The sequence below is a fragment of the Mesorhizobium sp. M7A.F.Ca.US.007.01.2.1 genome (assembly GCF_003998165.1).
GTDB lineage: Bacteria > Pseudomonadota > Alphaproteobacteria > Rhizobiales > Rhizobiaceae > Mesorhizobium > Mesorhizobium ciceri.
Genome location: NZ_RZQP01000018.1, coordinates 1 through 15,335 on the forward strand (window position 1 = coordinate 1; position 15,335 = coordinate 15,335).

Here is a 15,335-nt window from a genome sequence, read left to right on the forward strand (position 1 = left end):
TGAGGGACGTTGCCAAGTCAGCCACCGCGAGCTTTTCGCAGGCTGACATCGATTTTCCGCCGCCGATCGGCGGCCTGCTCAAACGCAGCTTCGATATCACCGGTTCACTGATTGGCTTGATCGCCCTCAGCCCGCTATTTGTCATGATAGCGCTGCTCGTCAAGTTTTCCGACGGTGGCTCGATTTTCTACGGCCACAGGCGAATCGGGCGGGGCGGACGGATTTTTCCGTGCCTGAAGTTCCGCACCATGGTTCCGGACGGCGACAAGGTGCTGGCAGCCTATCTCGCCACCAACCCGGACGCCAACGCGGAATGGATCGCGACCCGCAAGCTGAAGAACGACCCGCGCGTCACCCGCGTTGGAGCAGTGCTGAGGAAACTCAGCCTCGATGAGTTGCCGCAGATCATCAACATCCTGCAGGGCGATATGAGCCTTGTCGGTCCGCGTCCGGTTGTGCGCGACGAACTAGAGATCTATGGCACATCCGCCGTCTACTATCTGAAATCGCGTCCGGGCCTGACCGGCCTGTGGCAGGTCAGCGGCCGCAACGATGTGTCCTATGACAGCCGCGTCGCCTTCGACCGTCACTATGTTGAGAACTGGTCGCTGTTCGAGGACGTTCGCATCATCATCAAGACCGTCCCGGCCGTCTGGATGTCGCGCGGTTCTTACTGACCGGCCGGTGGCAATGCCAGACATTGGCGTCGGCCATTCGACGCAAGCTCATCGGGCGATGGGGCTATAGCGGATCGGAACGTTGAGTTGAAAACAGATTTGTTCGAAGCCTTTCGCGGCGGCCCGGTTTCCGGCCGCCTGCGGCGGGCGCGTTTGCTGGCCACATGCCTTGCCATGGCCCTCGTCGTCCCGCACATGGCCGCCGCCGGCGACTATCGCCTCGGCTCGCAGGACAAGCTCACCATCCGCGTCGCCGAATGGCAGACCGTGGAAGGCACATTCCGTGACTGGTCGGCGGTGAATGGCGAGTACACGGTCGGTCCATCCGGCACGCTGTCGGTGCCGTTCGCCGGCGAACTGCCGGCCTCCGGCAAGACCACGTCCGAAATCGCAACGGCGATCGGCGAGGCTTTGCAGAAAAAACTCGCTTTGTCAGACAGACCGGAAGCCTCGGTCGAGATGGCGCAGTTCCGGCCATTCTACATTTCGGGCGAAGTCCAGAACCCCGGCCAGTTTCCATATGTGCCTGACCTGACAGTGTTGAAGGCCATCAGCGTCGCCGGAGGCATCCGGCGAAACGCCGACTACGGACCTCAACTCGGCAAGGACCTGGTCACTGCCAAGGGCATGTTCGACATCTCCGACGACCAGCGCATCCGACTGATCGTAAGGCGCGCCCGCATCGATGCGGATATGGCCGGAAAGGCGAGTTTCGACGTGCCGAAGGAGGTCGAGGGCGATCCGAGACTGCCAGCCATCGTCGCGGACGAAATGACTATCCTGACAGCGGACCAAAAGGCGCTGAAGCTGAAGCTTGAAGCGCTCGACGATCTCAAAGGGGTTTTGGAATCCGAGATCGAATCGCTGCAGAAGAAGATCGTCAACCAGCAGCAGCAGGTCGACTTGGCGCAGCAGCAGCTCGCCAGCATCGGCCCGCTAGCGCAGAAAGGCCTGATCGCCAACGCCCGACTGCTGGATTCGCGCCAGTCGGTTGCCGACCTGCAGGGCAAGATCCTGGACTACGAAACCGCCATCCTCACCGCCAAGCAGTCGATCAGCAAGGCGAAGCAGGACGCCATCGATGCCCAGAACACCTTGAGTTCAAACCTCGCTACCGCCCGGCAGCAGACCGAAGCCGACCTGAACGAAGCCGCGCTGAAGGCGAATATGCAGAAAGGCCTGATAGCCCAGGCTACCGATCCCGCGACTGTGGCCGCCATGACAAATGATCAGCAGCCCGCCCTGCTTTATTCACTGGTGCGCAATGTCGACGGCAAGACCAGCGAAATCGCCGCCAAGGAAGACACACTCGTGCTGCCTGGCGATGTGATCAAGGTCAAGCTGGCGCCGCTGGCCAGCCAGTAGCCCACAGCCCGATACCATCCAGCATCTCAATCCGTCCCGTGAGGGGCGGATTTTTGCTGAGCACCATGCTTGCCAGGCGAAGGCTTCCCGCTGCCCTGACTTCAACCCGCGAGTTGATTGCTTATGACGACCCAGCGGCCGCCGGACGGCCGGCATGCCGGGGCCAATCAGCTTCACCCGTGGCCGCATCCGCCGGCGCCTGCGACCGCCGCGTGCGGGTAGTAACGGGCAGCCGCGCCAGCTTGAAGAAACTGTAGTACATCAAGAAGGAACCCGTAAAATAGGGGTTGAGTATCTCGACCTCGACGAAGGAACGAATCAGCAGCAGCACCATCACGCCGGCGAGGATCACCGGCTCGGCCCGCCATGTCTTGAAGACCACCGCCGACACGTGGCCGTAGAGCGTGCGCAGCACGATCAGCGATACCAGCGTCGCTCCGACGAAGCCGAGTTCGACAAGAGCCTCGATATAGGTGTTGTGGAAGTGGAAGCCGGTGCGGGTGGTGATGTAGAACTCGTTCCACAGCCGCTCGGCTTCGGCGAAGCCCTGCACCCAATAGGCGGCATAGCCGACGCCGAGAATCGGCGATTTCTGCACGGCATTCCAGCCCTGCTCCCACAGATAGGTCCGTCCGGTGAGCGTCGAATCCTTGCCGAAGAGGCCGAGGACGAAGTCCATCAGCCCGAGATTCAAGGCGACAAAGGCAGTCACGACCAGCAGACCGGCGCCGATCAGGAAAATCACCCGGCGGTAGCGCCGTGACAAAATTTTGCTCATCGCAAGAAGCGTCACCAGCGCCAGAACCGCCGGTATAGAGGCCATCGAGGTGGCGGAATGCGAGACGAACAGCAGATAGGCCGACAGCAGAATGAGAGGCGCTGTAAGCATGAGGCTCAGCCGGCCGCGCCTGTAAAAGGCAAGGAACACCACGCTGAAATATATGCCGAGCGAGGCGACAAAACCGAGCTGGTTCTTGGAGGCAAACGCGCCGACGAAATTGTAGGTGCCGTCGAGAACATCGTCGGAATAATTGCCGACCCGCAACGAATACAGCAGGATGAAGAAAATCCCGACCAGGGCGCCTATCGTCAATGCGCGCACGCTGACGGTGCGCGCCGCGATATAGGCACAAGCGATATGAGAGAGATATTGGAACGCCGTCCTTGCCGTGATGCCCGGCGCAACCGACCAGAAAATCGAGAAGCAGACATAGGCGGCAAACAGCAGCGGCAGCCAGGCGCTGGACAGATGCCGCAGAAACCGCCGGTAGTCGACCATGACGAGTGGAAGCCAGACCGCGTAGTAGGCCAGGATCAGCACCTGGCCGAAAATGAACGAATAGGAAAACGCCCAGATCGAGACGGCTACGGCAAAGGCGCCATAGACCGAGTTCTTCTCGGGATCGACCAGCAGGGACTTTGGAATCTTCATCTCAGAGTCCCGCCGACACGACCCAGTGCCGGCAAGCCATGAGCCGGCCGGATTTTTCGCAGACATGGGCGTGCAATAAACGGCTTCTCCATTGTGCAGTGCAATATAACCTATCGCGCCCGGCGCTCAATGGCAAATCCGGTCAACTTATCTTACGCGAATTGGCCAAGCGGCGGATACCGAGTCGTCGCACCTTGGAACAGGGCGATCCGTCACAAATCCAGAGGCAGTGGGCGGCCTGTTCCCATCGCGAGTCAGATATGATTTTCGGTTTTCCTGAGCGTCGAGGAGGCTTGCCTACGGGCTGCCAAGCCATTGAAGAGAGCCTGCGCGGGTCGCTCGATCATTGTATAAAGGACAATGGATACCGCTATGGACAGCGCGCATGCCACGATGCCGGCCAGCCCCTGCGCCATCAGCCCTGACTGATGCGGTAGCAGTTTGCTCGCCAGCTGGATCACATAGGGGTGCGAGAGGTAGAGCGAGTATGATGCATCTCCGAGCAAAACCAGAAATGTTATCGCGCGCGTCCGGGGGGGCGACCAAGACAAAGCGGCGGCGGTTAAAACCACGGCAGGGACGCCGTTCGCCAGAAGCCAGGGCAAATCAGGTATCATTTGCCGAATGGCTATTGTCGCCACGAAAATCGCAAGCATAAGCCACGTACGTCCCACGAAAAGCTTCGCACTATGCACATATGCCAGGTAAAGTAAGATGCCAAAAACAAATTCCAGCATCAGCGGATTTGTATAAAAGCGCCAAGCGACGTTTTCACTCTGGATGAATTGACCCATCGCCACGAGAACTACTATGAACATGGATGGCGACAGTGGGCCGCGCAGGCCGCAAGCTATGCACGCAGCATATATTGCATAGAAGAACATCTCATAATTGAGGCTCCAGCCGAGAAAGAGCAGCGGCTGAATCGAACCGTCGACCTTTTCGAACGGGATGAAGAACAGTGATTTCAGGATCGTTTCGCCGCTCACGACGGTCGAATTCAGCAGACCGGGTTTCATCAGCGCAATCAACACGATACCTGCCGTCAGCGTCCAATAGAGCGGAACGATACGAACTATGCGGCGGCGACAGAATTGCCAGGCGCCTTTGGCCTCATCGGTGGTGTAAGCGATTATAAATCCACTGATTACGAAGAATATATCAACGCCTGACGCTCCGAATCCAAAGATATTTTCCTTAAGACCAAACTCTATTTGAAAACCGCTTCCAATATGGAACAATACCACCGCAAAAGCGGCGACGAACCTTAGAACTTGGAGCCCGAGCAGCTTGCGACGAACATTGGTGCTGTCCGGCAGCACCGTTGGTGATTCTACGCCAACCGTCGAAGCTACAGTCATTTTGTCTCTTCCCAGCCAAGGTCCGCTTTCACACGGGCCTCAAGTTCATCGGCCATATGACCCTGGCCGATTTCATTTGGATGCGAGTCGCAGCCGCGTGAAGCAACTCCTCCCGGACTGTCGAATCGTATCAGAGCAATTTTTCTTTCACCCGCGGCACGACGGACCGCCACGGCCTTGTTCACGGCCGACACCGCGGCATCGAGGTCGGCGCCCCAAAGCATCGGGCCGATACCGGCATAGATCATTGCGCCAGGCGCGTTGGCGCGCAATTGGGCAAGCAAGTCCGCGTAGCGTGCGACAAAATCCGGCGGCCGCGCGCCACCACTGAAATCGTTGCTGCCGAGATGCACGACAATGACATTGGTATCAGGCAGTTGCTCCCGGTCAGGACGTGACGGCATCAGTCGCGTGTAGAGGTCGCGCATCGTTGCGTTGGTGCTGCCATCATAATTGCGGACAAGGCCCTTCCCGGATGCTGCAAGCGTCGTAACGTCTGCTCCAAAGCGGCGCGCCACGACTGCGGCAAAGGTCAAGTACTGGTTCTCGGTATCGGCGCTAAACCGGCATTTGGCGTCCTTGCCCTCGACGCCGTAACCCGCCGAGATGGAGTCGCCGATGACTAAAAAGCTGCGGGTTTTCGGCTGCGGCGGCAGAAAAGATCCGTCGGTCCGGATATCCTTGAGAACAGTCGCGCCGAATGACGCTTCGGTTCGGCGGACAAGACGCACGGCGTGCCGGGCGGCCACCGTATCCAATACGACTCTGTAGGTGTGTTCGCCCTTCTTCAAGTCAAGGCGGGATACAGCACCGTCAACATCAACGACCATGCTGTTGCGGCCTGTGTCGTCAAGCACTACGTCGAGCCATGCCCCTTGGAATTCAACCTCGATGGCAGTTCCCGGCCATTCAAATGTGGCTTGGGTTCCGGTCGCCAAAAAGCGACCAACCAGCCGCGCGCTGTGCAACTCCGATTCCCCGGCAAGCGCACAGCGATCAGTGAGCCCATTTAACCCAGCTGCCGCCAACACTGCTATCAGGAATGGCCGAAGACCGGCTACTTTCATCTAGAGTCAGCCTGTGAGAATGGCGAGTGCTACAAGAGCAGTAAACACCTTTTCTCGCAGATGCGAAAGAACTTTTCGCACATGCGAGATGCAGGGCGCGTGCGAAAAATCCGTCCTAAGGCGGTCGTCGCAAGCGGAAGCGCCCCGCCTGATGCCGGCGCCTTTTTAGACACTGGTCCTTTTCAGTCCCCGTCAGTTGGACTTTCGCAAGCACCCCGCTGGAGCGCTACCAAAGCGCTCCGCCGGTGATCTGGATGTTCTCCATGGTGATGCCCTTGGCGAGATCGGAGCACAGGAAGACCGCCAGTGCGGCGATCTCCCGCGGCTGCAGCAGGCGCTGCTGCGGGTTGCCCCTGGCGATCTCGGCCATCGCTTCCTCTGGCGTGCGCCCCTTGCCTTCGCGCTCCACGACCTGCGCCACATTGCGGCGCATCAGTTCGGTCTCGACCCAGGTCGGGCTGATCATAACGCAGGTGACGCCATGCGCCGCCCCTTCCAGCGCCACGCAGCGGGTGAGACCCAGCAGGCCGGCCTTGGACGCGCAGTAGGCCGGGTTGTCCTTCCACCCGACCAAGGCGGCCGTCGAGCCAATGTTGACGATGCGGCCCCAGCCGCGCTCGATCATACCCGGCAGCACGGCACGCGTGACGCGGAAGGCGCCGGTCAGGTTGGTGTCGACGATCTTGTCCCAAAGCGCGTCGGAATGGCCGCAGACCGGCTGCTCGGCGGTGGTGCCGGCGGCGTTGACCAGAATGTCGGCGGGGCCGATGGCCGTCTCGGCGTCAGCCGCGAAACGGTTGGTGACGTCGCTGTCGCGAACGTCAAGGTGTGCGGCGTGAACTTTCGTTCCATGAGCGGCAAGGGCCGAGCGCACGCGCTCGATCTCGTCGGCGGCCGGATAGTAGGCGGCATCGGATCTGTCGGCGCCGGCAGGCGCGATGTAGGAGCCGACGGCGACATTGGCCCCAGCCTCGGCCAAAGCCGTGGCAATGGCGAAGCCCATGCCCGAGAAACCGCCGGTCACGATGGCGCTACGGCCGGAAAGGTTGTTCATGGCGCACGGTCTCCGCTTCGTTTGGGCAGGCAATCAGTCCTGACCGGATTTGGCAATCACAGCGGCGCAGCCTCCATCGACGAGCGTTCAGGACCCCTGAAGCGGTCTGCCCAGCCATTCGCGATAAAAGCCTTCGAGGTCGGGTTCGAAATCATACACGATGGGATAACCGGGTGCCGCCGCCTCGACCTCATGCAGCGTCCCGCACTCCGGGCAGATGAACTCCCGGATTTCCATCCATTCGGGATCAGGGAGATCGCTGTTGGGATAGATCTCGCGCAAAGCCTCCTCGGTGTTGCGCACGTTAATCACGGCGTTGAGCTTCCAGTTCTTCCGATAGTCGCCGAAGGAGTGGCCGCATTCGCAGCGGGTAATGCGCTCATCGCCACTCTGGCAGATGAACAGATGGTCCGAGACCGGCAGCAGGATCGGGTCCTTCCAGGCGACACGATCCTGATAGACGGCAACCATCTTGAAGAAACGGTCGTCATCCTTGTAGGCACTCATGATGCGCCTTGTCTGCGGCCAGGGCAGCTTGCCGGCGGCCAGATCGCCCAGAACTTCCTTGCTGTATGAGGTCATGGCTTGGCTCCCGGCGTGAAGATCGATTTGGCGTCGACGTTCCAGAAATCGCTGAATTCCTTGGTGAAGCGCGACGACAGCTTGATCGCGCTGGCGTACATTTTCTTCACTTCGGGCGCGAAGTCGGCCTTTCCGACGCGGCCACGCTCCTTGGCGATCCAATCCGCCACCGGAATCGCCTTAGCCAGGCGCTCTTTGCGCATGGCGGCGCGGCGTTCGACCGTGGCGTCGATATCGGCGACGGGATAACCGTCTTCATCGTCCTTCAGCACAATGCCGAAAACCTGGTCCGCCGCTTCACGGGTGAGAAAGCCGTTCTCGACATCCCATGCCGTCTTGATCGGATCGCGCTCCAGCACGTCGCCATAGCCACCGCCGCCATTGTAGGAATGGCTGAAGATGTCGCCGGATTTGTGCGGCGAGGTGATGTAGGGGCCTTCGACCACGACATGGTCGCCGCCGATGTTCTTCTCGTAGTCGGAGACGTCAGGGTCGATGCCGGGCGAATGCGCCAGCGGTTCGCCTTTTGCCGCCAGTTCGTGAATGTCTGAGTTGCGCACCGCGCGATGCTTCTGGCAGGTCGGCGCCGGATAACCACCGCACATGCCGCCATTGTCGAACACGCGCGAGGAGTGCTCGGAGGTGTGGAGCCGCAGATGTGAGGTCTTGTTGATCAGCCAGGTCGAGACGAAGGAACAGCCACCGCGATATTTACCGGCGCCGCCGGAATTCGGCACGATCGAACGGCCGATATAGACCATCGGCATCGACTGTTCCCAGACCTCGATGTTGCCCATGTCGGATTCCGGGTTCCAGCCGACATAGGCGGTGTCGAGACCGTCCTTGATGGCGAGCGCCCCGGACCCGGCGGCAGCGCACTCGAAATGCGCCATGCCGAACGGCGTGCCGTATTGGCTTTCGCCGCCCATCTCGATCATCGGGCTGTTGACCTGGCCGACAAAGGCCTCCTCGACGAAGCCGCGCGCGACAAAACTGCGCGACAAAAGCCGTTGGAAAACACCGTAGGCCGGCAGCAGCAGCGCCCATGAGGTGGCGGTGGCCACCATCTCGTTGTCGGGGTTGGTCCAGGTGCCGTGCGGCAGTTTCAGTTCGGTCGCCATCCAGGCACCGTCATTGACCAGGCCTTCGAAATTCATGTGCTGGGTCAGCGTCACGAACATGCCGCCATCCATGCCGGCCGGCGTGCAGTTCATCGAATGGTAGCCCCAGGGCTGCGTGCCCTCGAAGTCCATGGTGATCTTGCCGTCTGACGTGATCTCCATCTCGATCGGGATGTTGTAGAGCCAGTCGGGATCGCCGAGCAGCTGGAAGCCGGGCTTTCCCGCCGTGACATGGCCGTAGAACGTGTGGCCGCGGTAGATGCCGGGCACGGTGAGCTGGCGGGTGCGGGCGAGCTGGGCGCGGCGACCTTCCTCGATGAACTCCTTCGACACCTTCATCCAGTAGTCGAGGCCGATCTCGGAGATCAGCTGCTTGACGCTTTCGCGCATGTCGATGCAGGAGGCGACCTTGGCCTTCTCGTCGAGCACCCAGTAGATCGGCATGCGCAGATTGCGCTCGCAGCGGATGACGTAGTCGCGCCGGATCTCGTCATTCTCGCCGATCTTCTCGGCGCAGACGAACAGGCCTTCGGTGAAGCGCTCCTGCGCCAGGCAGACATCGCCGCCCGGCGTGATGCCGCCGGCTTCCAGTTCGTGGCAGACGGCACCGGCCCAGCCGACCAGCGTGTCTTCATGGAAGATCGGCACCACATCCATGACATCAGGCACCTGCACGGTGCCGATGAAGGCGTCGTTGTTGGCGAAGATATCGCCTTCACGGATTTTCGGGTTTTCCTCGTAATTGTTCTTGATCATCCATTTGATGAAGCGGCTCATCGTATGGACATGCACCATGATGCCGTTGGAGAGCGCGATGGCGTCGCCTTCGGGCGTATAGATGGCGACCACCATCTCGCCGACTTCGCGCACGCCGGGCGAGGCCGAGATGCGGCGGGCCATTTCGCGAGCCGAGACGCAATAGGCGCGCAGCTTGGTGTGCAGCGTCTCGAACTTCAGCGGATCCTGGTTGCGCAGCGTGAGTTCCGTGATGCCGTCATAGCAGCCGGTCTCTTCCATCAGCCGCTCGGAATCGAGCAGTCTTTCGCGAAGGCGCAGGGCCGAAGCAGGTTTGTCCAACATGGCGGTGCCCTCTCAAGCGTGGGTGTAGTGCAGCAGCGTCCATTCATCGACATGGACGCGGTCCTGCGGATGAACGACGAGCGTGGTGGCGGGGTGTTCGATGATGGCCGGACCGATGACTTCGTGACCGGGCTGCAGCAGGTCCATCTCGTAGAGATTGGCCTTGTGCCAGCGTCCGCCGATATAGGCCTCGCGCACGCCCTTGTGCGCGGAAGCCGGATCCGACTTGCCGAGCGGACGCTTGAGCAGCACCGGTTTGACCTTGTCGGCGGTGGCGATCAGCCCGAGTTCGGTGATGGTGAAGCCGGCCTCGCCATAGCGCGACACGCGATGATTGACCTTGGCGTAGACCGCCTCGAACTCGTCGATAACCCTGCGCATGTCGTCGGCCGAGTTGACCTCAGCCAGCGGCGCCATCACTTCGACATCCTCGAGCTGGCCGGTGTAGCGCATCATCAGGAACGGCACGGTCCTGATCTTCTCGCGCGCATGGCCGTCGGCGATCATCTCGTCGACCGCGGCCTTGGTCAGATCGTTCCAGACCGTGGTGACCTTGACGCCGAAGGCGGCCAGCGTCGCCTCATCGGCGCGTGACGGGATGTCGTGCTGCGTCGACACCGAATGCCGGCGCATGAAATCAGCCGTGGTGCAGCCGAAGGCGGAGAAGGCGGCCGCAAACTGGAAGGTGATAATGTCCTTGAAGCCGATGCCCCTGGAACAGCCGGCCAGGTGCAGCGGGCCAGAGCCGCCATAGGACAGCAGCGTGAACTCGGAGGGATGGATGCCCTGGCCCGAAATGACGCGGCGCAGCGCGTTGTTGGCGTCGGCCTCCAGCATGTCGATCATGCCTTCGGCGGCTTCCTCCAGCCCGACGCCCAGGATGTCGGAGCATTTCTCCTGGAAGGCGCGGCGGGCCTTTTCGACCTGCAGCACGACCTTGCCGCCGAGGAAATAGTGCGGGTTGAGCCGGCCGAGAATCGCATCGCAATCGGCAATGGTCGGTTCGGTGCCGCCCCTGGCGAAGCAAATCGGACCTGGATCGGAGCCGGCGCTTTCCGGTCCAAGCGAGACTTTCTTGGTCAGCGGATCGACCTTGAGGATCATGCCGGCGCCGGCACCGATCGTATCGAGGTGCAGCGTCGGCACGTTGAGCTTGAAACGATCCATCAGCGGCTCGTTCTCGATCCGCGTCTGGCCGCGCGTGATGACGCCCATGTCGAAGGAGGTGCCGCCCATGTCCGAGCAGATCAGCGAATCATTGCCGATCAGCTTGCCGACATAGGCAGCACCGAGGATGCCGCCGATCGGGCCGGAGATCATGGTTTCATGCAGGCGCGGATGGTTGATCGAGGTCAGGCCGCCGAAGGAGAGCAGCGTCTGCACGCCATATTTGAAGCCGTATTTCTTCGAGACGTCCTCGATACCCCTAAGCTGCTTGCGGCCGCGCGAAGTCGCGTAGGCCTCGATCAGCACCGAGTTCAGCCGCGACTGCTCGCGGATGACCGGGCGGACCTCATGGCTGGTGTAGACGATGATGTCGGCGCCGGCCTTGTCGACCTCCTCACGGCAGATCTCGGCGATGCGCTTCTCGTGCACCGGATTGACATGCGAGAAGATGGTCATGATGCAGATCGCTTCGACCTTGTCGGCGATCAGTTTTTTTGCGGCTGCAGAAACCTCGTGCTCATAGAGCGGCAGCACGACGTCGCCGAACTGGTCGATGCGCTCGGTGACCCCATGGGTGCGGCGGCGCGGCACCAGCGGATCGGGATGATGGTGGGTGACCGCATGCAGCCGGTCGGCATAGGAATAGTCGGCCCAGGCCTGCAGACCGCGGCCCATCAGGATCATGTCCTCGAGGCCCTTGGTGGTAATCAGGCCGAGCCGGCGGCCGGTGCGCGACAACAGCGTGTTCAGCATGCCGGTGCCGGAATAGAGCACGACGTTGACGCCTGAAAACAATGATTCCAGCGAGATGCCCCAGGCATCCGCCGCGTCCTCGGCCGAGGCCAGAAAACCCTCGGCTTCGTTCTTCGGCGTGGTCGCCGACTTGCCGATCTTGAAGTGGCCGTCCTGATCGACAAGGATCGTGTCGGTCATGGTGCCGCCGGCGTCGATGCCAATCACGATTGGGTTGCCGACAATGGGGGCGGTGAGATTGGGTTGGGTCACGGTCGCCTCGGGATCTGGTCTAGGTTGACGCTAGGCTAGATTCGATGGGCGGCTTCGCGCCATATGCCTAAAGACACAATGACGGTTGGGCTGACATCGCCGAGAAAAGGGCATGCGCATGGGCAATATCTGGGCGCCGCTCGCCAAAGCGATCGCCGCCATCGGCACGGACAGGCATGTCGACTGCCTGATCGACCTGATCGGCGCCGACATCGACCACGACCTCGTCACGGTGACGCGCTATTCGGCGACGCAGACACCCGAATTCATCAAGCACCGGCGCTTCTCGGATGAGATGGTCCGGCGCTATCTCCACAATTATTACGTGTTCGACCCGTTCTATGCCTCGTGGCGGCGCGAGCGCAGGTTGGGCATCATGCCGCTGAAACGGCTCGCCGACGACGAGGCCAAGCGCGGCCAGTACATTGCCGGCTTCCTGGCGCAGTCGGAGATCTGCGACGAGGTCGGCATCATGCTTGCCGATGGCGGCGACTGGTGCCTCGGCATCTTCCTCGACCGTTCGACCACCTCATTCAAGGACAGCGAGATCGCTTTGCTGGACGAGCGGTTGCCTGTATTCGAGGCGCTGCATGCGCTCGACATCAAGGCGCGCGGAACCAAATTCTCCCGCACGTCGGCGCCGACAGGCCCCGGCGCCTCGCCCCGGCAGGAGCCGACGATCCCGGCCAGTCTGTGGCCGGAGCTGTCGCTGCGCGAGCGGGAATTGGTTCAGCTAATCCTCGCAGGCCACCCGACAGCCAACATCGCCGAGCGCCTCGGCATCACCGTCGGCACGGTCAAGAACCATCGCCGGCGCATCTACGAGAAGCTCGACATCACCACGGAGCGGGAATTGTTTTTGCAGTTTTTTCAGCATCAGGCTGATCGCTAGCCGCTCGCTTACCCAGCCGATCCGCCAGCCGAATGCCTGATTTGCAGAGCCGCTCCCTCCGTGAATTGGTGCAGGGGCTTGTCGCCGGAATGGCTCGAAACCTGGCTTCAAAATTCCTCTTGCGGAACGCCGCCGTCCCGGCTTAGTCTCGGCTTCGCAAAGAAAATGAAATTTAATTCCATTTGTGCAATGCCCGCAAGCCAGTGCAGTGCCCAGGAAAAATGCCCACTGCAATCGACTGAGAGAATATTTGATATATCATCTACCAGAACGGAAATAGCTGACATGGTCCAGCAGACATCGATCCAGCCATCGGCGCCCTGGTTGCGGCTCGACGTCGACAATTCGGACTGGAACGACGCCGAGGTTTCGAGCCTGGTGCGCTGGTATCAGCAGATGCTGCTCATCCGCCGTTTCGAGGAAAAAGTGCTCGATCTCGCCAATGCCGGGCTGGTGCATGGTCCGGCGCATGCCAGCATCGGACAAGAGGCGACGGCGGTCGGCGCCATGTCCGTGCTCGGCACCGGCGACCGCATCAACGGCACCCACCGCGCCCATCACCAGGTCTTGGCCAAGCTTGTCAACGCGCAGACGCCCGGCGGATTCGACCCGTTGCATGACGCTTTCAACCCGGACATGCAGGGCTCGGTGCGCGGCCTGATGGCCGAGATCATGGGCCTCAAGTCAGGCTATTGCGGCGGCCGTGGCGGCTCGATGCATATGCGCGACGATGCCTCCGGCATCCCTGGCACCAGCGCGATCATTGGCGGCAACCTGCCGCATGCGGCCGGCTATGCGCTGGCCGACAAGCTGCTCGACACCGGCAACATCTCGGTCGCTTTCTTCGGCGACGGCACGATGATGGCGGGGCCGGCCTATGAGGCGATGAACATCGCCGCGCTCTACCGGCTGCCGGTGATCTTTTTCGCCGAAAACAATCTCTATGCCGTCTCGACGCACATCAACGAGCAGACGCGCGAGACGCGGCTGGCCTCGCGCGGACCTATGCTCGGCTTTCGCGGCATCGAATGCGACGGCATGGATGTGGTGGCGGTCCACCATGCCATGCGCGAGGCGCGCCGGGCGATCGAGGAAGACGGTGGCCCGGTGCTGGTCGAGGCGCTTTGCTACCGCTTCCTGCATCAGAGCGGCGCGCGCCCGGGTAGCGAATTCGGCTACCGCACGCGGGCCGAGGAAGACGCCTGGAAAGCGCGCGATCCGCTGGTCACGATGGCGACTCGCCTGAAGACGATGGGCATTTTGAACGCTTCCGACCTCGGCACACTCGACCAGCGCGTCATGGAGGTGGTCAACACCGCTGCCGATTCGCTCACCGAAATGAGTGGCAACGCGCTGGGCATTCCCGACCATCTGTGGCCAGACCCAGGCGGCGTCGACAACCAGATACGCGGTGATCTTTCCGAACTGAAGGGCGAGCGTTTCCTCGAGATCGAGGATATGCCGCCAGCCGACACCAGGCCGGTCAAGTTCATGGTTGCCGCGTCCGAGGTGATTGCGCGCGCCATGGAAAAGGATTCGCGCATCATTATCATGGGCGAGGATGTGCACCGGCTGCGCGGCGGCGTTTCGGGCGCCACAAAGGGTGCGCTGGAACGCTGGCCGGAGCGTGTACTGGCAATGCCCATCGCCGAGAACGGTTTTGTCGGCGTGGCGCTGGGTGCAGCGCTTTGCGGCCTGCGGCCGATCGTCGAGATCATGTTCGGCGATTTCTGCCTGGTTGCCGCCGACCAGCTGTTCAACGCGGTCAGCAAGGTGCGCCACATGTTCGGCGGCGGCTTCGCGGTGCCGATCGTGGTCCGGGTCCGCGTCTCGCCGCACACCGGCTACGGCTCGCAGCATTCGGGCGATCCGTCCGGCCTGTTCGCGCTGTTTCCCGGCTGGCGCATCGTCGCCCCGACGACGCCCTTCGACTATATCGGCCTGATGAATTCGGCGCTGAAATGCGACGATCCGGTCGTCGTCATCGAGCATGTCGAACTGTTCCCGAGCGAAGGGCCTGTGCCTGCGGATGACCGCGATTATTGCGTGCGACTCGGCAAGGCGAAAACCGTCAGGCCGGGCAGTGCCTGCACCTTGCTCACCAGTGCCAGCATGGTCGCCGTCGCCAAGCAGGTGGTCGAGGAGACCGGCGTCGATGCCGAGATCATCGACCTGCGCAGCCTCGACCCGACCGGGCTCGACTGGCCGATGGTGGAGGCCTCGATCCGCAAGACCAACCGGGTGGCCGTCGTCGAGCAGGTGCAGCGTGGACTGTCGCTTGGCGGACGGCTGACACAAGAGATTCAGGATCGCGTGTTCGACTATCTCGATCACGAGATCCTGCATGTGACGGGAAGCCTCTCGGCTCCCGTCGTATCGGCCCCGCTCAACCGCGCCGCACTGGGCGGCGCTGATAAGCTCAAGGCCGCGCTTCAATCCCTCATTGCCGTGGGTGGATAGAGCAACGCATTGCCACAAAGATCTGACAAGAAAATGGGAGAATGAAATGGACATGACGATCCTACCAAGAGC

At 61.4% G+C, this 15,335-nt stretch carries 11 protein-coding genes; 4 read left to right on the plus strand and 7 right to left on the minus strand.

Annotation, left to right across the window (positions count from 1 at the left end; translation table 11 throughout):
• Positions 1-47 precede the first annotated feature (47 nt).
• Both EN949_RS05610 and EN949_RS05615 read left to right on the plus strand, forming a co-directional pair.
• Positions 48-677 (plus strand): sugar transferase, encoded by a 630-nt coding sequence (locus EN949_RS05610; protein WP_245472367.1) that lies wholly within the window; start codon positions 48-50, stop codon positions 675-677.
• A gap of 99 nt (positions 678-776) precedes the next feature.
• The gene (locus EN949_RS05615) at positions 777-2,042 is read left to right on the plus strand and encodes a polysaccharide biosynthesis/export family protein (protein ID WP_164754999.1); all 1,266 of its coding nucleotides are present in this window, start codon (positions 777-779) and stop codon (positions 2,040-2,042) included.
• Positions 2,043-2,163: 121 nt separating this feature from the next.
• Here EN949_RS05615 and EN949_RS05620 read toward each other — a convergent pair whose 3' ends face one another.
• From EN949_RS05620 to EN949_RS05650, 7 genes are all read right to left on the minus strand, one after another.
• Entirely contained in the window at positions 2,164-3,474 is a 1,311-nt protein-coding gene (locus tag EN949_RS05620) for an O-antigen ligase (RefSeq protein ID WP_063169877.1), read from the minus strand.
• 254 nt (positions 3,475-3,728) lie between these two features.
• Positions 3,729-4,835: an acyltransferase gene (locus tag EN949_RS05625; RefSeq protein ID WP_024501842.1), complete on the minus strand. Its 1,107-nt coding sequence runs from the start codon at positions 4,833-4,835 to the stop codon at positions 3,729-3,731.
• Entirely contained in the window at positions 4,832-5,902 is a 1,071-nt protein-coding gene (locus tag EN949_RS05630; protein WP_082826634.1) for an SGNH/GDSL hydrolase family protein, read from the minus strand. The genes EN949_RS05625 and EN949_RS05630 overlap by 4 nt, the downstream gene beginning before the upstream one ends.
• 226 nt (positions 5,903-6,128) lie before the next feature.
• A complete protein-coding gene (locus tag EN949_RS05635; protein ID WP_013528123.1) occupies positions 6,129-6,956 on the minus strand; it encodes an SDR family NAD(P)-dependent oxidoreductase in 828 nt (275 codons plus the stop codon).
• An 87-nt stretch (positions 6,957-7,043) separates the two neighbouring features.
• Positions 7,044-7,538 (minus strand): acetone carboxylase subunit gamma, encoded by a 495-nt coding sequence (locus EN949_RS05640; RefSeq protein ID WP_063169875.1) that lies wholly within the window; start codon positions 7,536-7,538, stop codon positions 7,044-7,046.
• The gene (locus EN949_RS05645) at positions 7,535-9,739 is read right to left on the minus strand and encodes a hydantoinase B/oxoprolinase family protein (protein WP_063169874.1); all 2,205 of its coding nucleotides are present in this window, start codon (positions 9,737-9,739) and stop codon (positions 7,535-7,537) included. Before EN949_RS05645 ends, EN949_RS05640 begins: the two co-directional genes overlap by 4 nt.
• 12 nt (positions 9,740-9,751) lie before the next feature.
• Positions 9,752-11,911 carry a hydantoinase/oxoprolinase family protein gene (locus tag EN949_RS05650; RefSeq protein ID WP_024501847.1) on the minus strand — a complete coding sequence of 720 codons (2,160 nt, stop codon included), beginning with the start codon at positions 11,909-11,911 and terminating at the stop codon, positions 9,752-9,754.
• Between the two features lie 112 nt (positions 11,912-12,023).
• Here EN949_RS05650 and EN949_RS05655 point away from each other — a divergent pair, with 112 nt between their 5' ends.
• Both EN949_RS05655 and EN949_RS05660 read left to right on the plus strand, forming a co-directional pair.
• Positions 12,024-12,803, plus strand: coding sequence for a LuxR C-terminal-related transcriptional regulator (locus EN949_RS05655; RefSeq protein ID WP_127367485.1), 780 nt, complete (start codon positions 12,024-12,026; stop codon positions 12,801-12,803).
• A gap of 285 nt (positions 12,804-13,088) precedes the next feature.
• Complete coding sequence (locus tag EN949_RS05660; protein WP_127370892.1) at positions 13,089-15,263, plus strand: alpha-ketoacid dehydrogenase subunit alpha/beta; 2,175 nt, start codon at positions 13,089-13,091, stop codon at positions 15,261-15,263.
• Positions 15,264-15,335: the final 72 nt, after the last annotated feature.